Source organism: Streptomyces longisporus, from assembly GCF_039532765.1.
GTDB classification, from domain to species: domain Bacteria; phylum Actinomycetota; class Actinomycetes; order Streptomycetales; family Streptomycetaceae; genus Streptomyces; species Streptomyces longisporus.
On sequence record NZ_BAAASG010000013.1, the window covers coordinates 58,728 to 83,805 of the forward strand.

The 25,078-nt window shown below is 70.4% G+C and carries 28 protein-coding genes; 19 read left to right on the forward strand and 9 right to left on the reverse strand.

What is annotated here, in order from left to right; genetic code table 11:
• Positions 1–2 precede the first annotated feature (2 nt).
• From resB to ABD355_RS28280, 3 genes are read left to right on the forward strand one after another with little or no spacing between them, the layout of a single operon-like run.
• On the forward strand, positions 3–1,769 hold the full coding sequence (resB, locus tag ABD355_RS28270) for a cytochrome c biogenesis protein ResB (protein ID WP_344403543.1): 1,767 nt from the start codon (positions 3–5) through the stop codon (positions 1,767–1,769).
• The gene (gene ccsB / locus ABD355_RS28275; protein WP_344403544.1) at positions 1,766–2,863 is read left to right on the forward strand and encodes a c-type cytochrome biogenesis protein CcsB; all 1,098 of its coding nucleotides are present in this window, start codon (positions 1,766–1,768) and stop codon (positions 2,861–2,863) included. The genes resB and ccsB overlap by 4 nt, the downstream gene beginning before the upstream one ends.
• A gap of 25 nt (positions 2,864–2,888) precedes the next feature.
• Positions 2,889–3,281: an SRPBCC domain-containing protein gene (locus tag ABD355_RS28280; RefSeq protein ID WP_344403545.1), complete on the forward strand. Its 393-nt coding sequence runs from the start codon at positions 2,889–2,891 to the stop codon at positions 3,279–3,281.
• Here the strand turns inward: ABD355_RS28280 and ABD355_RS28285 are convergent.
• Positions 3,268–4,233: an isopenicillin N synthase family dioxygenase gene (locus ABD355_RS28285; RefSeq protein ID WP_344403546.1), complete on the reverse strand. Its 966-nt coding sequence runs from the start codon at positions 4,231–4,233 to the stop codon at positions 3,268–3,270. The two genes, ABD355_RS28280 and ABD355_RS28285, sit on opposite strands and share 14 nt — an antisense overlap.
• Positions 4,226–4,693, reverse strand: coding sequence for a nucleoside deaminase (locus ABD355_RS28290; RefSeq protein WP_344403548.1), 468 nt, complete (start codon positions 4,691–4,693; stop codon positions 4,226–4,228). The genes ABD355_RS28285 and ABD355_RS28290 overlap by 8 nt, the downstream gene beginning before the upstream one ends.
• A gap of 105 nt (positions 4,694–4,798) precedes the next feature.
• Here ABD355_RS28290 and ABD355_RS28295 point away from each other — a divergent pair, with 105 nt between their 5' ends.
• A complete protein-coding gene (locus ABD355_RS28295) occupies positions 4,799–6,175 on the forward strand; it encodes a PucR family transcriptional regulator (RefSeq protein ID WP_344403549.1) in 1,377 nt (458 codons plus the stop codon).
• On the opposite strand, the gene ABD355_RS28300 is transcribed toward ABD355_RS28295, so the two are convergent.
• Together ABD355_RS28300 and ABD355_RS28305 are read right to left on the reverse strand one after the other, a co-directional pair.
• Positions 6,162–7,061, reverse strand: coding sequence for a transglutaminase-like domain-containing protein (locus ABD355_RS28300; RefSeq protein ID WP_344403550.1), 900 nt, complete (start codon positions 7,059–7,061; stop codon positions 6,162–6,164). The two genes, ABD355_RS28295 and ABD355_RS28300, sit on opposite strands and share 14 nt — an antisense overlap.
• 115 nt (positions 7,062–7,176) lie before the next feature.
• Entirely contained in the window at positions 7,177–8,151 is a 975-nt protein-coding gene (locus tag ABD355_RS28305; protein ID WP_344403551.1) for a quinone oxidoreductase family protein, read from the reverse strand.
• A 135-nt stretch (positions 8,152–8,286) separates the two neighbouring features.
• On the opposite strand from ABD355_RS28305, the gene ABD355_RS28310 reads away from it, so the two are divergent.
• Complete coding sequence (locus ABD355_RS28310) at positions 8,287–8,622, forward strand: ArsR/SmtB family transcription factor (RefSeq protein ID WP_344403552.1); 336 nt, start codon at positions 8,287–8,289, stop codon at positions 8,620–8,622.
• A gap of 60 nt (positions 8,623–8,682) precedes the next feature.
• Positions 8,683–9,312 (forward strand): hypothetical protein, encoded by a 630-nt coding sequence (locus tag ABD355_RS28315; protein ID WP_344403553.1) that lies wholly within the window; start codon positions 8,683–8,685, stop codon positions 9,310–9,312.
• On the opposite strand, the gene ABD355_RS28320 is transcribed toward ABD355_RS28315, so the two are convergent.
• Complete coding sequence (locus ABD355_RS28320; protein WP_344403554.1) at positions 9,285–10,697, reverse strand: purine-cytosine permease family protein; 1,413 nt, start codon at positions 10,695–10,697, stop codon at positions 9,285–9,287. The two genes, ABD355_RS28315 and ABD355_RS28320, sit on opposite strands and share 28 nt — an antisense overlap.
• 169 nt (positions 10,698–10,866) lie before the next feature.
• On the opposite strand from ABD355_RS28320, the gene ABD355_RS28325 reads away from it, so the two are divergent.
• A complete protein-coding gene (locus tag ABD355_RS28325) occupies positions 10,867–11,829 on the forward strand; it encodes a DMT family transporter (RefSeq protein WP_344403555.1) in 963 nt (320 codons plus the stop codon).
• Here the strand turns inward: ABD355_RS28325 and ABD355_RS28330 are convergent.
• Both ABD355_RS28330 and ABD355_RS28335 read right to left on the reverse strand, forming a co-directional pair.
• Positions 11,726–12,610 (reverse strand): LysR family transcriptional regulator, encoded by an 885-nt coding sequence (locus ABD355_RS28330; RefSeq protein WP_344403556.1) that lies wholly within the window; start codon positions 12,608–12,610, stop codon positions 11,726–11,728. The genes ABD355_RS28325 and ABD355_RS28330 overlap by 104 nt on opposite strands.
• Positions 12,610–13,008, reverse strand: a complete 399-nt coding sequence (locus tag ABD355_RS28335) for a PLD nuclease N-terminal domain-containing protein (RefSeq protein WP_344403663.1) — start codon at positions 13,006–13,008, stop codon at positions 12,610–12,612. Before ABD355_RS28335 ends, ABD355_RS28330 begins: the two co-directional genes overlap by 1 nt.
• Positions 13,009–13,128: 120 nt before the next feature.
• Here ABD355_RS28335 and ABD355_RS28340 point away from each other — a divergent pair, with 120 nt between their 5' ends.
• From ABD355_RS28340 to ABD355_RS28355, 4 genes are all read left to right on the forward strand, one after another.
• Positions 13,129–13,293, forward strand: coding sequence for a hypothetical protein (locus ABD355_RS28340; protein WP_344403557.1), 165 nt, complete (start codon positions 13,129–13,131; stop codon positions 13,291–13,293).
• Positions 13,294–13,350: 57 nt separating this feature from the next.
• Positions 13,351–14,802: a menaquinone biosynthesis decarboxylase gene (locus ABD355_RS28345; RefSeq protein WP_344403558.1), complete on the forward strand. Its 1,452-nt coding sequence runs from the start codon at positions 13,351–13,353 to the stop codon at positions 14,800–14,802.
• Complete coding sequence (mqnP, locus tag ABD355_RS28350; RefSeq protein ID WP_344403559.1) at positions 14,799–15,701, forward strand: menaquinone biosynthesis prenyltransferase MqnP; 903 nt, start codon at positions 14,799–14,801, stop codon at positions 15,699–15,701. Before ABD355_RS28345 ends, mqnP begins: the two co-directional genes overlap by 4 nt.
• Before the next feature lie 102 nt (positions 15,702–15,803).
• Entirely contained in the window at positions 15,804–16,322 is a 519-nt protein-coding gene (locus ABD355_RS28355) for a Uma2 family endonuclease (RefSeq protein WP_344403664.1), read from the forward strand.
• Here ABD355_RS28355 and ABD355_RS28360 read toward each other — a convergent pair.
• Complete coding sequence (locus ABD355_RS28360) at positions 16,313–16,918, reverse strand: rhomboid family intramembrane serine protease (protein ID WP_344403560.1); 606 nt, start codon at positions 16,916–16,918, stop codon at positions 16,313–16,315. The genes ABD355_RS28355 and ABD355_RS28360 overlap by 10 nt on opposite strands.
• A gap of 144 nt (positions 16,919–17,062) precedes the next feature.
• Here ABD355_RS28360 and ABD355_RS28365 point away from each other — a divergent pair, with 144 nt between their 5' ends.
• From ABD355_RS28365 to ABD355_RS28395, 7 genes are all read left to right on the forward strand, one after another.
• On the forward strand, positions 17,063–17,695 hold the full coding sequence (locus tag ABD355_RS28365) for a UbiX family flavin prenyltransferase (protein WP_344403561.1): 633 nt from the start codon (positions 17,063–17,065) through the stop codon (positions 17,693–17,695).
• A gap of 58 nt (positions 17,696–17,753) precedes the next feature.
• Positions 17,754–18,209, forward strand: a complete 456-nt coding sequence (locus tag ABD355_RS28370) for an Lrp/AsnC family transcriptional regulator (protein ID WP_030945405.1) — start codon at positions 17,754–17,756, stop codon at positions 18,207–18,209.
• A gap of 92 nt (positions 18,210–18,301) precedes the next feature.
• Positions 18,302–19,465: an aminofutalosine synthase MqnE gene (mqnE, locus tag ABD355_RS28375; protein ID WP_344403562.1), complete on the forward strand. Its 1,164-nt coding sequence runs from the start codon at positions 18,302–18,304 to the stop codon at positions 19,463–19,465.
• A 108-nt stretch (positions 19,466–19,573) separates the two neighbouring features.
• Entirely contained in the window at positions 19,574–20,221 is a 648-nt protein-coding gene (locus ABD355_RS28380) for a UdgX family uracil-DNA binding protein (protein WP_344403563.1), read from the forward strand.
• Between the two features lie 16 nt (positions 20,222–20,237).
• Complete coding sequence (locus ABD355_RS28385) at positions 20,238–20,762, forward strand: GNAT family N-acetyltransferase (protein WP_344403564.1); 525 nt, start codon at positions 20,238–20,240, stop codon at positions 20,760–20,762.
• 98 nt (positions 20,763–20,860) lie between these two features.
• Positions 20,861–21,169, forward strand: coding sequence for a DUF4229 domain-containing protein (locus ABD355_RS28390; protein WP_115906579.1), 309 nt, complete (start codon positions 20,861–20,863; stop codon positions 21,167–21,169).
• Between the two features lie 38 nt (positions 21,170–21,207).
• Entirely contained in the window at positions 21,208–21,858 is a 651-nt protein-coding gene (locus ABD355_RS28395; protein WP_344403565.1) for a TetR/AcrR family transcriptional regulator, read from the forward strand.
• On the opposite strand, the gene ABD355_RS28400 is transcribed toward ABD355_RS28395, so the two are convergent.
• Positions 21,853–22,707, reverse strand: coding sequence for a MaoC family dehydratase (locus ABD355_RS28400; protein ID WP_344403665.1), 855 nt, complete (start codon positions 22,705–22,707; stop codon positions 21,853–21,855). The two genes, ABD355_RS28395 and ABD355_RS28400, sit on opposite strands and share 6 nt — an antisense overlap.
• A 284-nt stretch (positions 22,708–22,991) precedes the next feature.
• Between ABD355_RS28400 and ABD355_RS28405 the strand changes: the two genes are divergently transcribed.
• On the forward strand, positions 22,992–24,944 hold the full coding sequence (locus tag ABD355_RS28405; RefSeq protein ID WP_344403566.1) for an AMP-dependent synthetase/ligase: 1,953 nt from the start codon (positions 22,992–22,994) through the stop codon (positions 24,942–24,944).
• The last annotated feature ends 134 nt before the right edge of the window (positions 24,945–25,078 follow it).

Below are 25,078 nucleotides of genomic sequence, written 5' to 3' on the forward strand. Positions count from 1 at the left end.
CGATGAGCAAGGCCACCACCACCGGTACGCCCCCCGAGCGGGCCGAGGATCCGGACCTCGGCGCCGCCGGCTCCCAGCTCTCCACCGCCCCCAGGGAGGAACTGGCGAACCTGCCCGCCCTGGGCGTCATCGGCTGGGCCCGCTGGTTCTGGCGGCAGCTCACCTCCATGCGGGTGGCGCTGCTGCTGCTCCTGCTCCTCTCCCTCGGCGCGATCCCCGGCTCGCTGATCCCGCAGTCCGGTATCGACGAGACGAAGGTCGCCGACTTCCGCAAATCCCACACCTTCCTGGCGCCGGTCTACGACAAGCTCGGCCTCTTCCACGTCTACAGCTCGGTGTGGTTCTCCGCGATCTACATCCTGCTGTTCGTCTCCCTCATCGGCTGCATCGTCCCGCGCACCTGGCAGTTCATCGGCCAGCTGCGCGGCCGCCCGCCGGGCGCCCCCAAGCGTCTGACCCGGCTGCCCGCCTACACCACCTGGCGCACCGGGACCGAGCCCGAGCAGGTGCGCGAGGCCGCGCTCGCCCTCCTCAAGAAGCGCCGCTTCCGCGCCCACCTCGCCGGTGACGCCGTGGCCGCCGAGAAGGGCTATCTGCGCGAGGTCGGCAACCTCGCCTTCCACATCGCGCTGATCGTGATGCTGATCGCCTTCGCCTGGGGCCAGCTCTTCAAGTCCGAGGGCAACAAACTGATCGTCGAGGGCGACGGCTTCTCCAACACCACCACCCAGTACGACGACTTCAAGTCCGGCAACCTCTTCACCACCGACGACCTGGTGCCGTTCAGCTTCCATCTGGACAAGTTCACCGGCACCTACGAGGCCAGCGGCCCCAACAAGGGAACCCCTCGCACCTACCAGGCCGCCCTCACCTACAGCCAGGGCGCCTACGGCAAGGACAAGAAGGACCTCGTCAAGGTCAACGAGCCGCTGGAGATCGGCGACGCCAAGGTCTACCTCACCGCCCACGGCTACGCCCCCGTCATCACCGTCCGCGACGGCAAGGGCAACGTCGTCTACCGCGACGCCGTCCCGCTCCTGCCGCTCGACTCCAACGTCACCTCCACCGGTGTGGTCAAGGTCCTCGACGGCTACAGGAACGCCCAGGGCGTCAGCGAGCAGCTGGGCATCTCGGCCTTCCTCCTGCCGACCTACACCCCCGGCAGCGAGACGGCCTCCACCTTCCCCGCGCTGCGCAACCCGGTGTTGAACCTGACGCCGTACCACGGCGACCTCGGTGTCGACTCCGGTATCCCGCAGAGCGTCTACCAGCTCGACAAGTCGCATGTGAAGGAGTTCAAGGACTCCAAGGGCCGGCAGCTCAGGGACAACCTGAAGCCCGGCCAGACCATGCAGCTCCCGAACGGCGCCGGCTCGATCACCTACGAGTCCACCAAGGAGTGGGCGAACTTCCAGGTCGTCCAGCAGCCCGGCACCTCCTGGGCGCTCGCCGGTTCCCTCACCGCGATCTTCGGCCTCGCCGCCTCCCTGTTCATCCAGCGCCGCCGCGTCTGGGTGCGGGCCGTCAAGGGCGCCGACGGTGTCACCGTCGTCGAGATGGCCGGCCTCGGCCGCAGCGAGTCCGCCAAGGTCCCCGAGGAACTCGGCGACCTCGCCGGAATCCTCTACGACCGGGCGCCGGGCGCACCCGAGCCCGACGAGCACTCCCACGACTCCGACGCCGAACCCGACGCCGGCTCACCGGACCAAGACGACACCACCACCCCCGACACCGAAGTCGTACCTGCCGAAGGGGCTGAGACGCAGTGACTCTCGCCGCCGGAACCGAGTTGGCCACGGCCACCAACGAACACCTCGCGAACATCAGCAACACGCTGATCTACTCCGCGATGGCCGTCTACACCCTGGCCTTCTTCGCGTACATCGCCGAATGGCTCTTCGGCAGCCGCAGCAAGGTCGCCCGCACGGCCGCCGCGCTCACCACGGAGGCGAAGGGGAGCAAGGCCCCCGCCGTCACCGTGAACAAGGCGGGCGGCACCGCCGTACTGGAGCGGCCCAAGGTCGTCGTACGGGCCTCGGCCGGTGCGCGTGACGTGCCGGACGGGCCCGGGGCGCACGGCGGGGACGAGCAGGGCGACCTCTACGGGCGTATCGCCATCTCGCTCACCGTGCTCGCGTACCTCGTCCACCTCGCCGGCGTGATCGCCCGCGCGGCCTCGGTGGAGCGGGCGCCGTGGGGCAACATGTACGAGTTCAACATCACGTTCTCCGCGGTGGCCGTCACCGTGTACCTCGCGCTGCTCGCGCTGAAGAAGAACGTCCGCTGGCTCGGCCTGTTCCTGATCACCACGGTCCTCCTCGACCTCGGCATCGCCGTCACCGTCCTGTACACCGCCAGTGACCAGTTGGTTCCCGCCCTCCACTCGTACTGGCTGTACATCCACGTCTCCACCGCCATCCTGTGCGGCGCGGTCTTCTACGTGGGCGCCGTCGGCACGCTCCTCTACCTCTTCAAGGACTCCTACGAGACGAAGCTGGAGAACGGCGGCACCCCCGGCCGCTTCGCCACCTCGTTCCTGGAGCGCCTGCCCTCCTCGTCCTCGCTGGACAAGTTCTCCTACCGCATCAACGCGGCCGTCTTCCCGCTGTGGACGTTCACGATCATCGCGGGCGCGATCTGGGCCGAGTCGGCCTGGGGCCGCTACTGGGGCTGGGACCCCAAGGAGACCTGGGCGTTCATCACCTGGGTCGCCTACGCCTGCTACCTGCACGCCCGCGCCACCGCCGGCTGGAAGGGCCGCAAGGCCGCCTATCTGGCGCTGATCGCCTTCGGCTGCTGGCTGTTCAACTACTACGGCGTCAACATCTTCGTCTCCGGCAAGCACTCGTACGCGGGCGTCTGAGCCGCACAGGGCCGACACTGGTGTCATGAGCGGTTCCATCGCACAGGGCACAAGTCAGAGCCACGGGAACACGCACATGCTGCACTTCCTGGTGCGGGTCCCACGGCGCATGGAGGACGTCTGGCCGGCGGTGGCCACCCCCGAGGGGCTCGCCCGCTGGTTCACCGCCGCCGACGTCCTCGAACCCAGGCTCGGCGGCGCGGTCACCCTGCGTGACCTGGGCAGTGGCCGGGTCACCGCCTGGGACGTGGACCGGGTCGCCGAGTACACCCTGGACGACGGCGACCGGATCCGTTTCCACCTGGAGCGGGACGGCGAGCAGGGCACGGCACTGCGCTTCACCCACGAGTACCGGGGAGCCGAGGCGGCGGAGCCCGTCTGGCGGGCCCGCTTCGAGAAGCTGGTCAGCCGACCGTGATCGAGTCCAGCTTCTCCCGCAGATAGCGGTGCGAGTCGACCGGCTCGTAGGCCACCCGCCCGACCGGCGCCGGCACGGACTCCACCAGCGTCCCCGGTGTGCACTCGCCGAAGTACACGAGCGACATCAGCTCCTCGGCGGGCGCGTCCGCGGGCGGCGGCAGCACCCGGTGCCGCCCCGACCGCCACCTGTCACCGGTCCAACGGGCCATCAGATCCCCGATGTTGATGGTGAAGGCCTCGGGGTCGAAGGGCGCGTCCTCCCAGCCGCCCTCGTCCGTGTACACCTGCAGCCCGCCCTTGCCCGCCTGCCGGTCGAGGATCGTGACCGTCCCGAAGTCGGTGTGCGGCCCGATGCGGAACTGACCCGGCTGCGGCTCCCCGACGACCTCGGTGCCCGGGTACCAGTTGATGTTGAAGCCGTACGTCGGATGGTCCATGTGCCGGGAGAAGAAGTCCGGTTCGAGGCCGAGCGCCTCGCCGAGCAGGGACAGGAGCTGCTTCTCCAGCTCACCCATCCGCTCCAGGTACCCCTCGCACAGCGCCCGGAGCTCCGGCACCTCCCGCGGCCACACGTTGGGCGCGTACCACTCCGCGTTGACGACGGGGTCCTCGAAGGGCTGGTGCGTCGCGAACGTCAGCGACTCCTTCAGGTCCGGCGGCGTCTCGGTACCCTCCGAGTAGCCGTTGGCCTCGGCGCCGGGCCCGAGCCAGCCGCGCCCGCCGACCTTCGCCGCGTACGCCTGCTTGACCCCGGCGGGCAGCCGGAAGAACGCCCGAGCCGCCTCCCGGATCCCGGACCGCAGCCCCGGATCCACACCGTGCCCGGTGACCAGCAGAAACCCGGCGGTCTGCAGGGCCTGGTCGACGGTGCGGGCGATGCCGGCGCGGGTGTCCTCGTCGCCGTCGAGCCAGGGCCGCAGATCGATGGTCGGAATACGCGGGTCACTCACCGATGTCCTCGTTCCACAGTGCCGGATGGTTCTTGATGAAGTCGCGCATCATCGCGATGCATTCGTCGTCGTCCAGGAGCACGATCCGCACGCCGTGCTCCGCCAGCCAGTCGTGGCCGCCGTGGAAGGTGGCCGCCTCGCCGACCACCACCCGGGAGATGCCGAACTGGCGGACCAGACCGGAGCAGTACCAGCACGGCGAGAGGGTCGTGACCATCGTCGTACCGCGATACGAGCGCTGCCGTCCCGCGTTGCGGAACGCGGCCGTCTCCGCGTGCATCGAGGGGTCGTCGTCCTGGACGCGCCGGTTGTGGCCGCGGCCGAGCAGGGTGCCGTCGGCGCCGTAGAGCGCGGCGCCGATCGGGATGCCGCCCTCCGCGAGCCCTGCGCGCGCCTCCGCGACGGCGGTGGCGAGCCAGGCCCGTGCCGTCGCCCGGTCCATGGGGTCCTCAAGGTCCATGTCCTCACTCTGCTGTGGCCGAAACACGAGGGCAACGTGCGGAAAGTACTCTCCGGGCATCCCGCCGCCGGACGAACTGTCCACGCGCCGTCCATGGAGGTGCCCGTGGCCGCACTCACCCTCCGCGAAGTCCTGGACCTCGATCCCGTCCGCGCCTCCGAGCCCGCCCTCCTCGCCGGCGAGGGCGCCCTGGACCGCCCGGTCCGCTGGGTGCACTCCAGCGAGGTGTACGAGGGCGCCAACTTCCTCGACGGTGGAGAGCTGCTGCTCACCAACGGTTTCGGCCTGATGGACGCCGACGAGCAGATCCGCCGCCGGTACGTCCGCGAGCTGGCCGCGCGGGGCGCCGCCGGGCTGGCCGTGGAGGTGGGCCGCTCACTTCCGCAGATGCCGCCCGAGGTCGTCGACGAGGCCCGCCGCCTCGGCCTGCCCCTGCTGGCCCTGCACCGGGTCGTGCCCTTCGTACGCATCACGGAGGCGGCGAACCGCGCGATCGTGGCCCGGGGGCTGTCCGGCCGGTCGGTGGTGCGTCCCTGGGGCGGTGACCACACGGCGGCCCTGCTCGCCGACCTGGCCGACCGCGCGGCCCTCAACCAGCCGGAGGTCGAGGCACGGTCCGCGCTCGCCGGGTTCCACCCCGGGCCCGGCGCCCGGCTCATCGGGGTGTCGGTGCACGGCACGCGCGAGGTGGGCGCCGTGGACCGGGCGGTACGGCTGCTGGGCGGGGCGGCGGTGCTGCGGGCGCCGTTCCCTGGGGATGTGCTGGCACTGCTCGCGCTCCCCGGCGACGGCGGTGCGGGCCTCGGCGGTCGCTTCGGCTCCGGTGACCCCGTCCGTGCCGTCCAGGAGGCCTTCCGCACGGCAGCCGACGCGGGCCTCACCGTCGCCGTCGGACACGCCGTCGACGCCGGCAGCGGCTGGCTGCGCTGGAGCGACACGCTGCGGGCGGCCCGTACGACGCTGGAGCTGGCCCTGACCGTGCCGGCGGCCGAACCGCCCGCTCCCGAGGGCCCGTTGGTCACCTCCGCCCGTGCGCTCGCCCTGGAACGGGAGCTGACCCGCGGCGGTGTCGACACCAACCGCGACCGGCTCGACCGGCTGGTCCAGCACACCCTGGGCCCGCTGCTGGCCTGGGAGGCGGCCCACCCCAGCGACCTGGTCCGCACCCTGGAGGTCCATCTGCGGCACGGCTGCTCCCCGACCCGTACCGCGGCCCTGCTGCACATCGGCCGCCAGTCGCTCTACCAGCGGCTGGAGCGGATCGAGTCCCTGCTGGGGCTTGAGATCGACGATCCGGATCTGTTGGGGGAGTTGCTGGCGGCGGTGTGTGCGTACCGGGTCGTGCGGGGGCGCTCCGCTGGGGGTGCCGTGATCCGCCGTCGGTCGGGTGTGGCGCCGTTGGGGCTGGTCGCGCCCCGCGGCGGAGCCGCACATCGATACAGCCCCGCGCCCCTTCGGGGCGCTGCTCCTAACGCAAGGTGACCCGGCTCGGGCCGTTGTAGGGAGCCGAGCAGAGCACCGTTTTCGGAGTCCGCAATGTGTCGTCCTCGGTGAACAGCTTGCGGGCCGCCTCGAAGGAGACCTCGTCGCCCGCTACCAGGGCCGCGCGGTCGTAGAGCTCGCGGGCCGCTGCCGACAGGGGGGTGCCGGGCTTCCCCTCGTCCAATCCCCACTCGTCCCACAACAGCGTCTCCACCTTGTTCAGGGCCGCGAGGTCGAGGCGGATGTTGCCGGCCACGAACCGCTCGCCCCAGAACGGCCCTTGCTCCGGCGGATGCAGCCCGAACGTCCTCGGGTCGGCTCCGCCCTCGCGGATGGCCCGCCACGCCTTGCCCGCGACCAGGAAGCGGTCGCGCGGGACGTCCATCGGGTCGAAGTCCGCGTTCCAGTGGGCGGTGATGCCGGGGTCGGCGAGCTGGGCGTCCGCGAACAGCCAGCCCCGCTCCTCGTCCCAGTACTCGGTGACCACGTGGTCGCAGTGGAAGCCGTCGGAGCCGAAGTAGTCGGCGAAGCCGGACCGGATACGTGCCGGGATGCCCGCCTGCCGCAGGAACGAGCAGTGCAGCAGCGAGAAGTCCCGGCAGGTCCCGACGAAACGGTCGCCGACCTCGCGCCGCAGGTGCAGCGGGGCGTCGTTCCGGGCCACCAGGATCCGCAGGATGTCGTCGATGTAGCGGGTCTCGGCGTCGTTGTGCAGGCGGTCGTCCGGGTGGGTGTGACCGAACAGGTCGCCCTCCAGGCGGTGGACGAGCAAGTCGCGGGAGGTGCGGGCGAGTCCGGCCGCATCGCGCGGTAAGTCGGCGTACCGGTCGGCCAGTTCGCCGGGGTCGGAGAAGGTGCTGTGCGTGGCGTAGAAGGCAAGTGACATGGCGGGCCTCCCGGTTGTCCGGAGTCGGCGAGTCGTCGACCGCATGTTCGAATACGGGTCGGTGCGGCCCACCGTGTCAAAATCTGCCGCGAATTGTCCAGCCTGCGCGCCGCCCTCAGCCGCTCACCCGCAGCAGCAGCTTCCCGGTGCTGGTCCGCGTCCCCATCAGCCGGTGCGCCTCGGCCGCCTCCTCCAGCCCGAACTCTGCCGTGACCGGCAGCGACACCGTGCCGTCCACCGCCTTCGCGAAGGCCCGCTCGGCGAGGGAGCGCAGCTCGCCGGGGGCCGTCTTCGCCAGCGTGAGGATCGAGAAGCCGCCCACCGACACCCCGGACGGATAGAGCTCCGGCTGGCCGACGTTCCACGCCGGCGCCGAGCTCGCGTTGCCGAAGGAGACCAGGCGCCCGAAGGTCGCGAGCGAGGCCAGACTGCCCCGGAACGTCTCGCCGCCGACCGGATCGAGCGCGAGGTCGACGCCCCGGCCGCCGGTCGCCTCCCGCACCGCCTCGGTGAACTCGCCGACGAACACCTCGTCGTAGCCGTACTCGCGCGCGTAGGCCGCCTTGGCCGCGCCCGACACCACCCCGTACACCGCCCCCGCCCCGGCCGCCTCGGCCAGCTGTCCGGCCACCGTGCCGACGCCGCCCGCCGCGCCCTGCACGAGCACCGTCTCGCCCGGCTGCAGCCGGCCCACCGCGTGCACCAGGGCGTATGCCGTCGGCAGCACGGTCGGCAGGGTCGCCGCCGTACGCAGGTCGATGCCGGCCGGGACCGGGAAGACGGTCGCGGCGTTCGCCAGTACCACGTCCGCGTAGGCGCCGCCCTCCGTCAGTGCCGTCACCTCCTGGCCGACGGACAGCCCCGTGACCCCCTCGCCGAGCGCCCGGATGCGCCCCGACGCCTCCAGGCCGGGCACGAAGGGCAGCTGCGGCACCCGGTAGCCCTCGCCGCGCGCCTTGAGATCGGCGAAGTTCACCCCGGTGTAGGCCACGTCGAGGCTCACCTGGCCCGGACCGGGCTCGGGGACCTCCGTCTCCACGACCTTCAGGACCTCGGGTCCGCCGTACTCCTGGAACTCGACCGCACGCATGCCACACCACCCATGACTGTTCAGTCCACGACCGCTCCATGGACTGTTCAATGAAAAGCGAACAGTGGCGAGTGTATGATTTTCATCGAACAGTCGGCAAGACGTGAATCTCGGCCAGGCGTGAAGGAGACCCGCGTGGCGCAGCGCACCAGTCATCGGGCCGCCCCCGAGCACACCCACCCGGACGACGTGTCGGTGCAGACCGCCCTCGCCGCGCTCGCCGATCCCGTACGCATCAGCCTCGTCAGGGAGCTGGCGGGCTCGGCGGAGTGGTCGCGCAGCTGCGGCAGCTTCGACGTGCCGGTCGGCAAGGCGGCGCTCAGCCATCACTTCACGGTGCTGCGGGGTGCGGGCCTGGTCGAGCAGCGCGACGAGGGGCCCCGGCGGGTCAACCGTCTGCGGCGGGCGGAGTTCGAGGCCCGCTTCCCGGGTCTGCTGGACCTCGTCCTGCGCGACGAACCGACGGTCTGAACCTCTGCGCCCCCTCCCGCGTCACAGTGCTGACGCCAACGCAGGGGGATGGAGGGCGAGATGGGCAGCAACCGCACCTGGGTCGCATCGGCCGGAGCGAGCGTCGCGCTGGTGGTGGCCGCGAGCCTGTACGTCCAGGCCATGGGGGCCGGCCACACCGACGGAGGCCTCAGAGCGGATCCCGACCGGATCAAGTCCGCGGTCGCGGACCGCACTTGTGCCGGCACCCGCCCCGTCAGCAGCCTCCCCGACCGCGACGACGGCACCCCGCTGACGCGTGTGGTCGTACACGTCGACGAACTGGCGCGGAAGAAGTACCCCGACCTCTACACGGGCCTCTCCGTCGACGAGGATCACCGGTCGGTCGACGTCTGGCGCATGCCCTCAGCCGCCTTGGACGACGCGATCTGCGGGACGGCCGTGCGGGGCGTGACCGTGCGGCTGCACGACACCGACGTCGGCGGAAGGACCCTGCACGCCCTTTCCGACCGGATCGGCGACGACATGCATCGCTGGGACGGCACCTTCCGGATGCGCGAAGTATCCGCGGACGAACGGGGCTTCGTCCTCATCGGGGTCGACGACCCCGACAAGGCGGAACCGATCCTCAAGAAGGCCTACGGCGCGCACAACGGCCGGTACATCAGGGTCGAGCACGCGGATCAGGCGGAACCGGTGGACGGGAGCTGAGCCTTCGCCCGGCGCAGCACCGCGTACAGCCCCGCGCTCACCACGAACCCGACCACCGGAGTGATGTCGCCGAAGGACGGCCAGTGCTTCGGTACGTAACCGACGTAGTCCTCCTGGTTGGAGAAGAGCGGGACGGACACCGCGATGCCGACCAACAGGGCTGCCAGGCCCGGCCGGTTGGTGAAGGAGCGGTCGCTCAGTCGGGCGGCCAGCTCCTCGTCCGTGGCCGTGCGGCCCTGCAGCCACCGCTCCACCAGGACGACCCCGAGCCACGGCGCCACCCAGTACGCGATGACGAGCAGGAACGCCTCGTACGCCGACCCCGCGTCGGACAGTGACGCCCACGCGGCCGCCGTACCGGCGACACCCGACACCACGACCAGCACGCTGCGGCTCAGCCAGGTGGGCAGCTTCAGACCGAAGGAGGCGATGGAGATCGCGCCCGAGTAGATGTTGAGGGCGTTCGCGGAGATGCCGCCGAGGATGATGGCGAGGAGCACCAGGTCGCCCAGCCAGCCGGGGAGATGACCGGTGAAGGCCGCCGTCGGGGTGGCGTCCTTCGGGGCCACGATGGTCGCCGAGGCCGCCCCGATGATCGCCACGAGGGCGACCGACACGAACAGGCCGACCGCGGGGTAGAGGACCGTCCTGAACCGGTTCGCTGTGCGCGGCAGATAGCGGGAGTAGTCCGTGGCGTACGGGTTCCAGCCGGCCGCGTAGCCCCAGGCCGCGCTGAAGGCGAGCAGGAAGCCGCCGATGCCGCCGCCGGTGCCGCCGCCGCCGAGGTCCGCGTCCTTGAACGTCCACACGCCCGCCAGCAGGAAGATCACCGCGAGGGCAGGGAAGGCGTACCGCTCGAAGGTGTGCACGAAGTTGTGGCCGATGAAGCCGATCAGGATCTCGGCCACGACCACCAGGAGGAGCGAGGGCAGCGGGCGCAGGCCCGTCAGCGTGTTCAGGGCGAAGGCCGCGCTCACGCTGTTCACCGCGAACCAGCCCACGCCCGCCACCAGACCGTTGGCCGCGGCCGGCAGGATGTTGCCCAGACGGCCGAAGGAGAAGCGGCCGATCACCATCTGCGGCACACCGAACCGCGGCCCGTCCAGGGACAGCACGCCCTGCGTGATGGCGCCGAGCGCGGTGCCGAGCACGATGGCGGCCGTGGCCTGCCAGAAGCTCAGGCCGAAGAACAGCACCGAGATCACACCGATGAAGACGGTCGCGAACTCGATGTTCGGGGACGCCCAGGTCCACAGCAGCTGAAGCGGCGAGCCATGGCGTTCGGCGTCGGGGATGGGCTCGGATCCCGCCGTCTCGACGGCGATGACCTTGTCACCGTATGCGGGGGCGAGGGCGTTGGAGGAGTCGGCGGGAGCAGTCGTCATGCGAGGTAAGTGTCCGGTTCCGACCGGTCCGGGCACAGGGGCGCACTGTCCGCTTCGGTGGGCCCTGCGGCGTACAACCTGTAGGCATCGGCGCCACCGATGACCCCATCGGCAGGACGCCCCACTGGCGCGTGGACCCGCACCGCCGCCCGCTCGTAGCGTCCAGGACATGACCACGCAGAGCAAGTCCGCAGAGAGCAGGGGCGTCGCCCAGCTGATGACCGCGATGGTGCTGTCCGGCACCCTCGGCGTCTTCGTCGTCGAGTCGGGCGCCTCGCCTTTCAATGTCGTCTTCTTCCGGGTCGTCTTCGGAGCCCTCGCGCTCGGCTCCTACGTCCTCGCCCGTGGCTGGCTCCGCGACCACGGCTTCACTCCGCGCACCTTCGGACTCGCCGTCCTGGGCGGCGTGTTCATCGTCTTCAACTGGGTGTTCCTCTTCGAGTCGTACCGGAACACGTCGATCTCGGTCGCCACGGTCGTCTACCACACGCAGCCGTTCTACGTGGTCCTGCTCGGCGCCCTCCTCTTCCGCGAGCGCCTCACCGCCGCCAAGGTGGGCTGGATCGCACTGGCCTTCGCGGGCCTGATCCTGGTCTCGGGCGTCACACCGGCCGACTTCACCAGCGGCGGCACCTACCTCAAGGGCGTCGGCCAGGCCCTTATCGCCGCGCTTCTCTACGGCCTGTCCACCCTGGTCACCAAGCGCATCACCGGCGTCCGCCCGCACCTCATCGCCCTGGTCCAGGTCCTCGTCGGGATCCCGCTGCTGCTCCCCTTCGCCGACTTCGGCGCGATGGCCGGCACCGGCTGGGACTGGGGCTGGCTGGTCGGCCTCGGCTTCCTCCACACCGGCGTGATGTACGTCCTCATGTACGCCGCCTACGCCAAGCTGCCGACCTCGAAGATCGCCGTCCTCGCCTTCGTCTACCCGGCGGTCGCGATGGTCATGGACTGGGCGGTGTACGGCCACCACATCGGCCTCGTCCAGGCACTGGGCGTCCCGCTGATCGTGCTGGCCAGCCTGAAGGTCACGCTTGCTCGGCCACGAGCTTCCGCGCCTGCTCGAGAAACAGCCGTACGTGTGCCGGAAGCCGCTTCCCGGCCCGCCACGCCAGTTGCGTCCGAAGCGTGAACGGCGGCTGCCACGACAGCCGTACGAGAGACCCCTGATCGAGTTCTGCGGCGACCGTCACCTCGGGCAGCAACGAGACCCCGAGGCCGGCCGCCGCCGCACGTTTGGTGGCCTCGATCGTCCCGAACTCCATGAACTCGACCGGTTCACCGGCGGACTTGAGTTCCCGCTCGAACAGGTCCCGGTAGGCGCAGCCCGGTTCGGTGGCGAGGAGGGACTGCCGTACGAGATCGGTGGTGCCGAACTCCCGGCCGGCGAGCGCGTGTCGGGGCGCGGCGACCAGCGCGAGCGGCTCCTCGCACAGGACCACGCTCTCAAGCCCCGGGTGCTCGGTCGCCTCCTCCATCAGGAAGCCGAGATCGTACGTGCCCTGCCGCAGCGCCTGCCGGGTCTCGTCGCCGATGGTGGTGCGCAGGGAGAGCCGCACCCGGGGGTAGCGGTGGTGGAAGAACTCCAGCAGCGGCGGCAGCCGGTACGAGGTCAGCGACTCCATCGTCCCGACCACCAGTGAACCGGCGGGCTCCTCGGTACCGGCGACCGCCGCCCGCGCCTCCTCGGTGAGCTCGATGATCTGCCGGGCGTAGGGGAGCAGCCGCTCACCCGCCTCCGTGAGCCGGATCCTGCTGCCGAGCCGGTCGAACAGCTCGGCACCCAGGGACGACTCCAGGGCCCTTACCTGGCTGGTCACGCTGGACTGCGCGTACTTCAGCTCGGCCGCGGCCTGCGTGAAGCTCAGCACGGTGGCGACCTTCTCGAAGGTGACGAGCAGCCGCAGCTCCATCAGTCCGCCCTGGGGTCCTCGCCGCGCTCCCGCCGCCGCAGCTCCTCCTCGCGGCGCCGCAGATCGGCCTCCCAGTCCTTGAGCAGGGCCTCGTCCTTCTTGGTCTCCTCTTTGAGGGACTTCAGGAACTCGGGGTTGTCGTCGGGCGCGACGAACTGGGCGCGGTGGTTGCGGTGCCACTCGGCGGGCGTGGACCCGCCCGCCGGGACCGGTCCGCGGTACTTGCCCGCGACCAGCCAGGCGATCGGCCCGACCAGCACCTCCCCGAACAGCAGGATGATGATCACCCAGACCACCTTGGGCAGCCCGCGCACCTGCTCCTCAGGGGTGTTCAGACAGTCGATGAAGGCATAGATCCACAGCGCCAGGACCAGCAGAAACGGCACATATCTGATCATGGTGGTGCGAACCCCCATCGTGAACTTCCGGTGACGAGGCGCTCGACCGCCCCGGTGACGGGGTCAGGGTAGCGGGTGGGGAAATGGCGCCCGCCAGTGTGCCGAAACGGGGGAGAGGCCATGCATCCGGCAGCCGTCGAAGAGAGATTCGACTGTGCCGGCCCGGCCTTCGCCGACCGGGACGGCGTGTACGGCGGCGACCACGGTTCCTCGGACGAGCGGCACTGCGCCGCCGCCCGCGACTGGCCGAAGCCCGTGGCCGACCTGGACCGGGCCGGCGGCTGAGTCCCTGCGGGCGGGGCGGGCGTCGGGGGTTCGCGGGGCTCGGCGATACTGGGACGCATGGCTTACGACGATCTTCGCTCCCTGCTCAGGGCACTGGAACGCGAGGGTGACCTCAAGCGCATCAAGGCCGAGGTGGACCCGTATCTGGAGGTCGGGGAGATCGTCGACCGGGTGCAGAAGTCGGGGGGCCCGGCGCTGCTGTTCGAGAACGTGAAGGGCTCCGCCATGCCCCTCGCGATGAACGTCTTCGGCACCGACCGACGGCTGCTCAAGGCCCTCGGGCTGAAGTCGTACGGCGAGATCAGCGAGAAGATCGGCGGACTGCTCCGCCCCGAGCTGCCGCACGGCTTCGTCGGCGTCCGCGAGGCCTTCGGGAAACTCGGCGCGATGACGCACGTCCCGCCGAAGAAGGTGAAGGAAGCCCCCGTCCAGGAGGTCGTCCTCACCGGCGACGACGTGGACCTGGACCAGCTGCCGGCCCTCTTCACCTGGCCGCAGGACGGCGGCTCCTTCTTCAACCTGGGGCTCACCCACACCAAGGACCCGGAGAGCGGCATCCGCAACCTGGGCCTGTACCGGTTGCAGCGCCACGACCGGCGCACCATCGGCATGCACTGGCAGATCCACAAGGACAGCCGCAACCACTACCAGGTCGCGGCGCGGCGGGGCGAACGGCTGCCGGTCGCGATCGCCTTCGGCTGCCCGCCCGCCGTCACCTACGCCTCCACCGCGCCGCTCCCCGGCGACATCGACGAGTACCTCTTCGCCGGGTTCATCGCCGGGAAGCGGATCGAGATGGTCGACTGCAAGACCGTGCCGCTGCAGGTGCCGGCGCAGGCCGAGGTCGTCATCGAGGGCTGGCTGGAGCCCGGCGAGATGCTCCCCGAGGGGCCCTTCGGTGACCACACCGGGTTCTACACCCCGCAGGAGCCCTTCCCCGCGCTGAAGATCGACTGCGTGACCATGCGGAAGCGGCCGCTGCTTCAGTCGATCGTCGTAGGGCGGCCTCCGACGGAGGACGGACCGCTGGGTCGTGCGACCGAGCGCTTCTTCCTGCCCCTCCTGAAGATCATCGTGCCGGACATCGTGGACTACCACCTGCCGGAGGCGGGCGGCTTCCACAACTGTGCGATCGTCTCGATCGACAAGAAGTACCCCAAGCACGCCCAGAAGGTGATGCACGCGATCTGGGGGGCACACATGATGTCCCTGACGAAGCTGATCGTGGTCGTGGACTCCGACTGCGACGTCCACGACCTCCACGAGGTCGCGTGGCGCGCGCTCGGCAACACGGACTACGCCCGCGACCTCAGCATCGTCGAAGGCCCCGTCGACCACCTCGACCACGCCTCCTACCAGCAGTTCTGGGGCGGCAAGGCAGGCATCGACGCGACGAAGAAGTGGCCCGAGGAGGGCTACACGCGCGACGGCGGCTGGCCCGACATGGTCCTGTCCGACCCGGAGACGGCGGCGAAGGTCGACCGCCGCTGGAAGGAGTACGGCCTGTGAGCAGCGCCTCCGCGGCGATCCCGCAGCCAGGACGCACCAAGGCGTTCCTCCGCCTGGTGATGATCGAGCACTCGGTCTTCGCCCTGCCCTTCGCCTACATCGCCGCACTCACCGCGATGTTCCAGTGGGACCGGAACATCCACTGGGGGCGGCTGCTCCTGGTCACCATCTGCATGGTGGGCCTGCGCACCTTCGCGATGGCGGTGAACCGGATCATCGACCGCGAGATCGACGCCAGGAACCCGCGCACGGCACAGCGGGAGCTGGTCACCGGCGCGATGTCGGTGAAGCACGCCTGGACCGGAGCGCTGATCGCGGTCGTCGTCTTCCTCGGATCGGCGGCCCTGCTCAACCCGCTCTGCTTCGCCCTGGCCCCCATCGCGGTGATCCCGATGGTGGTGTACCCGTACGGCAAGCGGTTCACGAACTTCCCGCAGGCCATCCTCGGCCTCGCCCAGGCGATGGGCCCGGTCGGCGGCTGGCTGGCGATCAGCGGCGAGTGGTCCTGGGACGCCACGATCCTGGGCCTGGCCGTCGGCATCTGGATCGGCGGCTTCGACCTGATCTACGCCTGCCAGGACGTCGAGACGGACCGCGAGATCGGCGTGATGTCGGTCCCGGCCCGCTTCGGCATCCCCGCGGCGATCTGGGGTGCGCGCGTCTGCCACCTGCTGACGATGTCCCTCCTGGTCTGGTACGCCGTCGTCACCGACGCGGGCGGCTTCTTCTGGGTCGGCCTGATGATCGTCGCGGGCGCGTTCGTCTACGAGCACTCCATCGTCCGCCCGCACGACCTGTCCCGCCTCAACCGGGCGTTCTTCAGCGTCAACGGGTTCATCGGGATTGCCCTGTTTGTGTGTGCGCTGCTTGATCTCTTGGTTCGAGGTCTGACCGTGTGAGTACGGTGCGGCCTACCATCGAGGGCAGGACCTCAGGAGGCCACCGTGACTGTCATCTCGGACCTTGACCGCCTGCACTCGCAGCTCAGCAAGCTGGAGGACATGTTCCCCGGCTATCTGACGGAGATTGTCGAGGGCAGCATCGTGATGAACCCGGTCAGGCCGTTCCACGGGAGGACGATCCGGAGGGTGTCGGCGGATCTGGAAACGCAGCTTGCGCCGGTGTGGGAGTTGGTGAGCGATGTTGCGTTCCCCTTTGACGACGCCAACGAGTTCTGCCCGGACATCGCGGTCATCCCGGCCGAGGCGGAGGACGAGAACCGTGGAGCGTACTCCCCGGACCTGATCGAGTTCGTGGCCGAAGTGGTGTCGCCGGAAAGTGTCCGCCGCGACTACGAGATCAAGCCGCGCTGGTACGCCTCCCGAGGCATCGCCAACTACCTGATCCTCGACCCTTTGAAGGGGCACGCCGTCACGATGTGGAACCCCGGCCCCGACGGTTACCGAGGCCGCGACACCATCCCCTACGGCCCCGACCTCACCGTCGACTCCCCGCTCGGCAAGCTGACGATTCCCACCGCTCACCTGCCGATCGACCGGAAAGCCCGCCCTCAGCCCTGAATCGCGCGGGGCTCCACGGGACGCCGCCGGAACCAGAACGCCGCCCCCACACCCGCCGCCAGGCCGATCAGATGCCCCTGCCAGCTGACGCCCGTCTGCAGCGGGGACAGGCCCAGCAGGATCGAGCCGCCCCATATCGCGCCGATCAGCAGCCCGACCAGCACGCCCAGCGGACGCCGCTCCACGAAGCCGCTGACCAGCAGGAAGCCGAAGAGGCCGAAGATCAGGCCGGAGGCGCCCGCCGTGTTGGTGTGCGCAGGAGCCACGAGCCACACACCCAGACCGTCCGCCACGATGACGACCAGGCACACCGCGGCGAACCGGCGTATCCCGCCCAGCGCCGCGAGGAAACCCATGACCAGCAGCGGCACACTGTTGGCGGCCACATGGGCGAAGCCGAAGTGGATGAAGGCGGCAGGTACGACATCCAGCAGCTCGGAGGGCTCGCGCGGCGTGATGCCCAGGCCGTCCAGCGCATGACCGCTGATCACGTCGACCACTTCCAGCAGCCACAGCAGCGCGACCCAGCCCACCATCAGCTTGGCCGCGGCCTTCGCCCGGTCCGTGCGCGACCACTCCAGCTCGCTGTCCGACATGGCAACCCCCACCACTCACTCGTCCCCGCTCCGAAGAACGCCCGAGCCCCCTCGACCGGTTCCCATGCTGCGAGGCCGGATAGGCTCGGTCTTGTGAACCCAGCCAAGCCAGGAGAGACGGCGCGTACACCTTGGATCGTAGGGGTGTCCGGGGCCTCCGGCACGCCTTATGCCGCGTCGGTGCTGCGCGCACTCCTGGAGGCCGGCGAGAGCGTGGACCTGGTCGTCAGCCGGGCCTCGCGGCTCACGCTGCTGGACGAGACGGGGATCTCGTTCCGCGACGCACACTGGCGGGACGACCTGCGGGAATGGCTGGGCCGGGGAGCCGACGGCAAGCCCGGGGTCCACGACGCGGACATCGACGGGGTGCGGTACTGGCCCGCCGGGGACCTGGCCGCGGGGCCGTCCTCGGGCTCGTACCCGAGCAAGGGCATGCTGATCGTGCCCGCCTCCACCGCCTGTGTGGCCGGTGTCGCCCTCGGGCTGTCCAAGGACCTGCTCCAGCGCGCGGCGAGCGTCACGCTCAAGGAACGCCGGCCGCTGGTCGTGACCGTACGGGAGACCCCCTTGAACGGTCAGACCCTGCGGCACCTGGTGGCGCTCGACGACGCGGGCGCGACCGTGGTGCCCGCCTCGCCCGCCTTCTACGCGGGTGCCACCCACATCCAGGACCTGGTGGACTTCGTCGCCGGGCGGGTGCTGGACGCGGCGGGCGTCGAGCACGGTCTGTACCGGCGCTGGGCGGGCGAACTGGGCGGCGGGAGCGCCGGCCGGTAGGGCACGCCGCAGTACCTCTCATCTACTCGGGAATCTTCAGCGGAAGGCATCGAATCGCATGGACGCGGTGGACAGGCAGCTCATCCAGGCCCTGAGGGAGAACGGCCGGGCCTCGTACGCGGAGCTGGGGCGCCTCGTCGGCCTGTCGGGACCCAGCGTCACCGACCGCATCAACCGGCTGGAGGCGGCCGGTGTCATCACCGGCTACCGCGCCACCGTCGACGCCGCCTCGCTGGGCCTCGGCGTCACCGCCCTCATCGGCATCTCGCTGTCCGACGCCGCCGACCACGAGGACGTGGCCCAGCGGATGAAGGAGCTCAGCGAGATCGAGGACTGCTGGTTCATCGCCGGTGACGACTCCTACATGCTCAAGGTGCGGGCGAACGACGTGGACGGCCTGGAGAAGATCATCCGGCGGCTCAGCGGCACCAAGGGTGTCTCCCGCACCCGCACCACGATCGTGCTCTCCACGAAGTGGGAGAACCGGGTCGGAGAGCTGCCCGAAGAGGTCTGAGTCCCTGGGCGCGGAGCGCCGTTCGGGGGCACCTCCCGCCCGGAGGGTGGGGGAGTACGGTTGTCGAGCTGTCGTAGAAAGAGGTTGAGGGTATGGACGTCGGGCTCAAGCGCGAGCTGGAGGAGAAGGTCAGGGCCGGTGAACGGCTGACCCGCGAGGACGGCATCGCGCTGTACGAGTCGGACGACCTGGCGTGGCTCGGCGGCCTCGCCCACGAGGTGCGCACGCGCAAGAACGGTGACGTGGTGCATTTCAACGTCAACCGGCACCTCAACATGACCAACGTCTGCACCGCCTCCTGCGCCTACTGCTCCTTCCAGCGCAAGCCGGGCGAGAAGGACGCGTACACGATGCGCATCGAGGAGGCGGTGAAGCTCGCCAAGGCGATGGAGGGCGAGAACCTCACCGAGCTGCACATCGTCAACGGCCTGCACCCGAACCTGCCGTGGCGCTACTACCCGCGTTCGCTGCGTGAGCTCAAGGCCGCCCTGCCGAACGTCTCGCTGAAGGCCTTCACGGCCACGGAGATCCACCACTTCGAGACGATCTCCGGGCTGAGCGCGAGCGAGATCCTGGACGAGCTGATCGACGCGGGCCTGGAGTCCCTCACCGGCGGCGGCGCCGAGATCTTCGACTGGGAGGTCCGCCAGCACATCGTCGACCACCGCACCCACTGGGAGGACTGGTCGCGCATCCACCGCCTGGCGCACGAGAAGGGTCTGAAGACCCCGTGCACCATGCTGTACGGCCACATCGAGGAGCCGCGGCACCGCGTCGACCACGTGCTGCGCCTGCGTGAGCTCCAGGACGAGACCGGCGGCTTCCAGGTCTTCATCCCGCTGCGCTACCAGCACGACTTCGTCGACATGAAGGACGGGAAGGTCCGCAACCGGCTCCAGGCCCGGACGCAGATGGCGACCGGCGCGGAGGCGCTGAAGACCTTCGCGGTCTCCCGGCTGCTGTTCGACAACGTCCCGCACGTCAAGGTCTTCTGGGTCATGCACGGCGTCCAGACCGCGCAGCTCGCGCTGCAGCACGGTGCGGATGACATGGACGGGTCGGTCGTCGAGTACAAGATCACACATGACGCCGACAACTACGGCACGCCGAACAAGCTGACCCGTGAGGATCTGCTGGATCTGATCCGGGACGCCGGGTTCCGGCCGGTGGAGCGGAACACTCGCTACGAGATCATTCGGGAGTACGACGGGCCCGACCCGGCTCGTCGGGAGTCGCCGCAGCCGATGCGGGTGTGACGCTTTTCGGTTCGCTCTTGGCTGCGGCTGAGTGGGGGCTTGTCGCGCCCGCGCGGCGGAGCCGCGAATTGATGCAGCCCCGCGCCCCTGAGGGGGTACCCGGGGCGCATGGTTACGACGGCACCCGAGGATGCCTATACCGCCGAACCCTTCCTGCCTGAGCGCGGCGGCCTCCCCGCCCTGCGCAAGGCGGCGGCAGAGTGCAGGGGCTGCCCCCTGCACAGGGACGCCACGCAGACCGTCTTCGGGGCGGGGAACGCGCACGCGCGCGTGATGCTCGTCGGGGAGCAGCCCGGCGACCAGGAGGACCGCCAGGGCAAGCCCTTCGTCGGCCCCGCGGGCAAGCTGCTCGACCGGGCTCTCGCCGAGGCCGGCCTGGACCCCGCGGACGCGTACGTCACCAACGCCGTCAAGCACTTCAAGTTCACCCAGGCCGAGCCCCGCAAGCGCCGTATCCACAAGGCGCCCAGCCTGCGGGAGATGACGGCGTGCGGGCCGTGGCTGGCCGCCGAGCTGGCCGTGGTCGAACCCGAGCTGATCGTGGTGCTGGGGGCGACCGCGGGGAAGGCACTGCTGGGCTCCTCGTTCCGGGTCACGCAGGTGCGCGGGACGGTCCTGGAGGAGGAGATCCACGGCAGACGGGAGCGACTCGTGCCGACCGTGCACCCCTCGGCCGTGCTGCGGGCGGACGACAGGGAGGCGGCCTACCGCGGTCTCGTCTCGGACCTGGAGGTGGCGGCGCGGGCACTGTCGTAATGCGTACCATTGCCCGGTGTCCCTTACCTTCACTCTCGACCCCGCCGTCACTCCCGTCCTGCGCGACGGGATCCTCGACCTGTGGGCAGACGTCTCGAACGCGGGCGGCTCGGTCGGCTTCGTACCGCCGGTCACGGCCGAGGACATACGGCCGGAGCTGGTGAAGCACTTCGTCGCCATGGCGGAGGGGCGGAGCCGGCTGCTGGTGGGCCTGGACGAGTCCGGCGCGGTCGCGGCGACCGCCTTCTTCAGCTTCAACACCCACCGGCTGATGCAGCACTGGGTGTGGCTGTACACGGTGATGGTGCACCCCCGCCACCAGGGCAGGGGATACGGCCGGGACCTCCTCGCCGCCGCCGAGGACGCGGCCCGCGGCTTCGACGGCATCGACGCCATCCGGCTCACCTGCCGCGGCGGGAACGGCCTGGAGCGGTTCTACGGCTCCTGCGGCTACAAGGAGGTCGGCCGGGTCCCCGGCGCCATCCGCGTCGCCCCGGACGACTACCGCGACGACGTCTTCATGCTGCTGCCGCTGGGCTGAGACCCCGCGCACCCCCCTGCAAGATCGGGTCCCGGGCGTGCTTCACTGGACGGTGCCCTTTGGGAATGTTCGTACCGTTGACGGAAGAGTGGATTGAGATGCTCCGCTACACGCTGATGCGCCTCGGGATCTTCGCGGGCTGCTTCGTGGTCGTCTGGGGCCTCGTCTACTCCGGCATCGTCCCGCGCGGCTACGGCGCCTCCAACTTCATGTGGCTCGTTCTGCTGTCGCTGGTGATCTCCGCCCCCATCAGCTTCGTCGTCCTGCGCAAGGAGCGCGACCGCGCCTCCGTGAAGGTCGTCGAGCGGGTCGACCGGATGAAGGCCGGCTTCGCGGCGAACGCCGCCCAGGAGGACGAGGCGGACGACGCGAGCCGCGCGCAGGGCCAGGCACCCCAGGCTTCCTAGCGGGGTTGCGGGCGCCCGCTCCCAATTACCCTTGCCCCATGGGTGCCGTGAAGACCAAGCGGATGCCGCGGGCGGTCCGTGAGCAGCAGATGATGGACGCCGCCGTGCGGACCTTCGGGCAGCGTGGGTACATGGCCGCGTCGATGGACGAGATCGCCGAACTGGCAGGCGTGTCCAAGCCGTTGGTGTACCTGTACCTCAACTCGAAGGAAGACCTGTTCACGGCCTGCATCCGCCGGGAGGCGACGGCGCTCGTCGAGGCCGTCCGGGCCGGGGTCATGCCCGAGCTGCCCGCCGACCGCCAGCTCTGGGAGGGGCTGCGGGCGTTCTTCACGCACACCGCGCAGAACCCGGACGGCTGGGCCGTGCTGCATCTGCAGGCACGTACCCGCGAGCCCTTCGCCGCCGAGGTCACGGCGATGCGCGAGGAGATCGTCGCGTTCGTGACGCAGCTCATCGTCGTCGCGGCCAGGGAGGCCCACCGCAACCCGAACCTCCCCGAGCGGGAGGTCGCGGGACTCGCCGAGGCCCTGGTCGGAGCCGCCGAAGCCCTCGCCGCCTGGGCCAACGCCACCCCCGGCACCACGGCCCGCCAAGCGGCGGCCACCCTGATGAACTTCGCCTGGGCGGGCCTGGGCAACCTCATGGACGGACGGCCCTGGTCGCCGCCGCCCACCCCCGAGTCATGACGTGCCGCCGGCCGCCCCGAGGCCGCTGACGCTCCCGCTCACATGGACGCGGCCCCCGCTCCCGCGCAGCTCGAACCGCTCGCCGTCCGCCGCATAGGTCACCGTCCCCGGCAGCAGCACCGGCGCCCTGAACCGGGCCTCCACCCGGGCCCGTTCGGGCACGCCGTGCGCGGCGAGGCAGCGGGCCACCGTCCACATGCCGTGCGCGATGGCGCGGGGAAAGCCGAAGAGGCGGGCGGTGAGCGGGTGCAGATGGATGGGGTTGCGGTCGCCGGACGCGGCGCCGTACCGCCGCCCGACGTCGGCGGCCAGCCGCCACTCGGCCACGGCGGGCAGCTGTTCCCGGTCGTCCCTGGGCGGCTCACCGGAATGCTGCGTCCGGTGCCGCGCCAGATAGGTGCTCCGCGACTCCCATACGACATCACCGTCGGCCCGCATCTCGGTGATCACCGAGGCCTCGGTGCCGCGTCGATGCGGCTCCAACCCGCCGACGTACACGGCGATTTCGTACTCCCCGGTCGCCGCGGGCGCGCGCCGCTGCGTGATCTCGATCGAGGTGTGGACCAGGCCGAGCAGCGGCAGCGGGAAGCCACGGTCGCTCATCAGCCGCATGGCCAGCGGGAAGCCCAGCACATGCGGATAGGTCGGCGGCAGCGCGTCGTCGCCGGTCGCGAAGCCGCACACCCGCTCGTACGCCGCCAGCCGCGCGAGATCGATGCGCAGCCCGGGCAGGACGAGCCGGCTGCGGGGGAAGTCGGCGTCCGGGCGCGGCCGTTTGAAGGGGGACAGCAGGGCACCGCGGGCGAGCAGGGGCCCCAGAGCGGGGGCACCGGGCAGGACGACGGACATCGACATACCGAAACTCCCCACGGACGCTGTGCTTACTCCAGAGTCAGGTTACCCGAGGTAAGGGCAGGTGGGGGCGGGTCAGAAGATGAAAAACGTTCACCATACCGTCCGGCATGGCCTTATCGGCAAGAAAAGCGACGAGCTTGCACATCCCCGACGCATCCCCGCCGCCGGACCACCTTGGAACCCACACCGGCTCATCACGGGCGCGCCGTACGATCACCTCCCCCCAGCCTGCGGCAACTCCCCCGCAGGGCAACTCTGGTGAACGTCTGGAGTCGCCCGTGTCCACCTCGCAGCCGTCCACGCCCGCCACCGTCCACTCCAGGACGTACGACGGCACGCCGGTTCTCGTGGAGCCCGTGATCCGGCGGCTGGACGGGGAGGTGCGCGAGGTCTCCGTGCCGCCCTTCGTCCCGCCGGTGACCTACGGCTCGCTCGCCGACCTGCCCTTCGACAACGCGCGCATCGCCCCCGACGACAAGGTGCTCAGCCGCCGCGCCGAGTCGGGCCGCTGGGTGGACGTGACGGCGGCCGAGTTCGCCGAGCAGGTGCTGGCGGTGGCGAAAGGGCTGATCGCCGAGGGGCTGGTGCCGGGGGACCGGCTGGGTGTGATGGCGCGGACGATCTACGAGTGGACGCTCCTCGACTTCGCCGCCTGGGCCGCGGGCCTGGTCACCGTCCCGATCTACCCCACCTCCTCGGCCTTCCAGACCCGGTGGATCCTCCAGGACTCCGGCGCGGTCGCACTCGTCACGGAGACCGCCGCCCAGGCGGCGGCCCTCGGCCCGGAACTCGACCGCGTGCCCGACCTGCGGCACCTGTGGGTCGTCGAGAAGGGCCATGTGGAGCGGCTGGCGGAACAGGGCGGCCAGGTGCCGGACCAGGAAGTGGACGTGCGGCGCGGGATGTTGAGCCCCGAGACGCTCGCCACCGTCGTCTACACCTCGGGCACCACCGGCCGCCCCAAGGGCTGTGCGATCACCCACGGCAACTTCTTCGCCGAGGTCGACAACGCCATCGAGCTCCTCTACCCCGTGTTCCGCTCACGGACCAGCGAAGAGGCCTCCATCCTGCACTTCCTCCCCATGTCGCACATCTTCGGCCGCATGGTCGCGGTCGCCTGCATCCGCGCCCGGGTACGGCTGGGCCACGCGCCGAGCCTGAAGGCGGACGAACTCCTGCCCGACCTGGCGAGCTTCCGCCCCACCTGCCTCGTCGCCATTCCGTACATGCTGGAGAAGGTGTTCAACGTGGCTCGCGCGAAGGCCGAGACCGGCGGCCGGGCCACCTCCTTCGACCGCGCGGCGGGCGTGGCCCGGCGGTACGGGGAGGCGACGGAGGCCCGCCAGGCCGGCACGGGGCCGGGCCCGAGCGCCGCGCTGAAGGCCGCCCGAGCCTTCTACGACCCGCTCGTCTACCGCCGTATCCGGGGCGCCATGGGCGGCAGGGTCCGCTACATGATCTGCGGCGGCTCCCCGCTGGGCCGCCGGCTGGCCGCGTTCTACGCCGGGGCGGGCATAGAGATCTACGAGGGCTACGGCCTGACGGAGGTGACGGGCGCGTCCACCGTGACCCCGCCGCTCAGGCCCCGGCTGGGCACGGTGGGCTGGCCCATACCGGGCACGAAGGTCCGTATCGCCGCCGACGGCGAGATCCTGCTGGCCGGCGACCATGTGCTGCGCGGCTACTGGGACCCGAACGCGGGCGGCGTCGTCCCGGCGACCGTCGACGGCTGGCTGGCCACCGGCGACATCGGCCGGCTCGACGAGGAGGGCTACCTCTACATCACCGGCCGGAAGAAGGAGTTGCTGATCACCGCGGGCGGCAAGAGCGTCGCCCCGGCCCCGCTGGAGAACTGGCTGCGCGCCCACCCCCTGATCTCCCAGGTCATGGTCGTCGGCGACGCCCGCCCCTACGTCGGCGCCCTGATCACCCTGGACATGGAGGGCGTCAGCCACTGGCGCCGCATGCGAGGCAAGCACCCCGTCCCGGCCCAACTGCTCCTGGACGACGACGAGTTGCGACAGGTCCTGCAACGCGCGGTGAACGAGGCCAACAAACTGGTCTCGCGCCCGGAATCCATCCGCCGCTTCACCGTCCTCCCGGTCGACTTCACGGAGGAGGCGGGCCACTTGACCCCGTCGATGAAACTGAAGAGGGAGCTGATCGCAGAGGAATTCGCCGAGCAAATCGAGCAGCTCTACGACGCTCGCGGCACGGGAGCGCCCCTTTAGGGGCGCGGGGCTGTATCGATATGCGGCTCCGCCGCGTGGGCGCGACCAGCCACAACGAGCCCGAAGACAACAAACGGCCCAACCAAGGCACAACCCCACCCCAAAACCCCCGGAGGGCCCGCACCAACTCCCCA

What these genes read in the sequence shown, in the direction of transcription:
- ABD355_RS28300 (WP_344403550.1), bottom strand. Translation starts at nt 7,061, where the DNA reads ATGTCACTTGCCTTCTACGCCACGCACAGCACCTTCTCCGACCCCGGC.
- ABD355_RS28315 (WP_344403553.1), top strand. Translation starts at nt 8,683, where the DNA reads ATGGGCAGCAACCGCACCTGGGTCGCATCGGCCGGAGCGAGCGTCGCG.
- ABD355_RS28320 (WP_344403554.1), bottom strand. Translation starts at nt 10,697, where the DNA reads ATGACGACTGCTCCCGCCGACTCCTCCAACGCCCTCGCCCCCGCATAC.
- ABD355_RS28335 (WP_344403663.1), bottom strand. Translation starts at nt 13,008, where the DNA reads ATGATCAGATATGTGCCGTTTCTGCTGGTCCTGGCGCTGTGGATCTAT.
- ABD355_RS28355 (WP_344403664.1), top strand. Translation starts at nt 15,804, where the DNA reads ATGTTCCCCGGCTATCTGACGGAGATTGTCGAGGGCAGCATCGTGATG.
- ABD355_RS28290 (WP_344403548.1), bottom strand. Translation starts at nt 4,693, where the DNA reads ATGGACCTTGAGGACCCCATGGACCGGGCGACGGCACGGGCCTGGCTC.
- ABD355_RS28370 (WP_030945405.1), top strand. Translation starts at nt 17,754, where the DNA reads ATGGACGCGGTGGACAGGCAGCTCATCCAGGCCCTGAGGGAGAACGGC.
- mqnE (WP_344403562.1), top strand. Translation starts at nt 18,302, where the DNA reads ATGGACGTCGGGCTCAAGCGCGAGCTGGAGGAGAAGGTCAGGGCCGGT.
- ABD355_RS28340 (WP_344403557.1), top strand. Translation starts at nt 13,129, where the DNA reads ATGCATCCGGCAGCCGTCGAAGAGAGATTCGACTGTGCCGGCCCGGCC.
- ABD355_RS28345 (WP_344403558.1), top strand. Translation starts at nt 13,351, where the DNA reads ATGGCTTACGACGATCTTCGCTCCCTGCTCAGGGCACTGGAACGCGAG.
- ABD355_RS28330 (WP_344403556.1), bottom strand. Translation starts at nt 12,610, where the DNA reads ATGGAGCTGCGGCTGCTCGTCACCTTCGAGAAGGTCGCCACCGTGCTG.
- ABD355_RS28380 (WP_344403563.1), top strand. Translation starts at nt 19,574, where the DNA reads ATGGTTACGACGGCACCCGAGGATGCCTATACCGCCGAACCCTTCCTG.
- ABD355_RS28360 (WP_344403560.1), bottom strand. Translation starts at nt 16,918, where the DNA reads ATGTCGGACAGCGAGCTGGAGTGGTCGCGCACGGACCGGGCGAAGGCC.
- ABD355_RS28390 (WP_115906579.1), top strand. Translation starts at nt 20,861, where the DNA reads ATGCTCCGCTACACGCTGATGCGCCTCGGGATCTTCGCGGGCTGCTTC.
- resB (WP_344403543.1), top strand. Translation starts at nt 3, where the DNA reads ATGAGCAAGGCCACCACCACCGGTACGCCCCCCGAGCGGGCCGAGGAT.
- ABD355_RS28395 (WP_344403565.1), top strand. Translation starts at nt 21,208, where the DNA reads ATGGGTGCCGTGAAGACCAAGCGGATGCCGCGGGCGGTCCGTGAGCAG.
- ABD355_RS28280 (WP_344403545.1), top strand. Translation starts at nt 2,889, where the DNA reads ATGAGCGGTTCCATCGCACAGGGCACAAGTCAGAGCCACGGGAACACG.
- ABD355_RS28400 (WP_344403665.1), bottom strand. Translation starts at nt 22,707, where the DNA reads ATGTCCGTCGTCCTGCCCGGTGCCCCCGCTCTGGGGCCCCTGCTCGCC.
- ABD355_RS28325 (WP_344403555.1), top strand. Translation starts at nt 10,867, where the DNA reads ATGACCACGCAGAGCAAGTCCGCAGAGAGCAGGGGCGTCGCCCAGCTG.
- ABD355_RS28305 (WP_344403551.1), bottom strand. Translation starts at nt 8,151, where the DNA reads ATGCGTGCGGTCGAGTTCCAGGAGTACGGCGGACCCGAGGTCCTGAAG.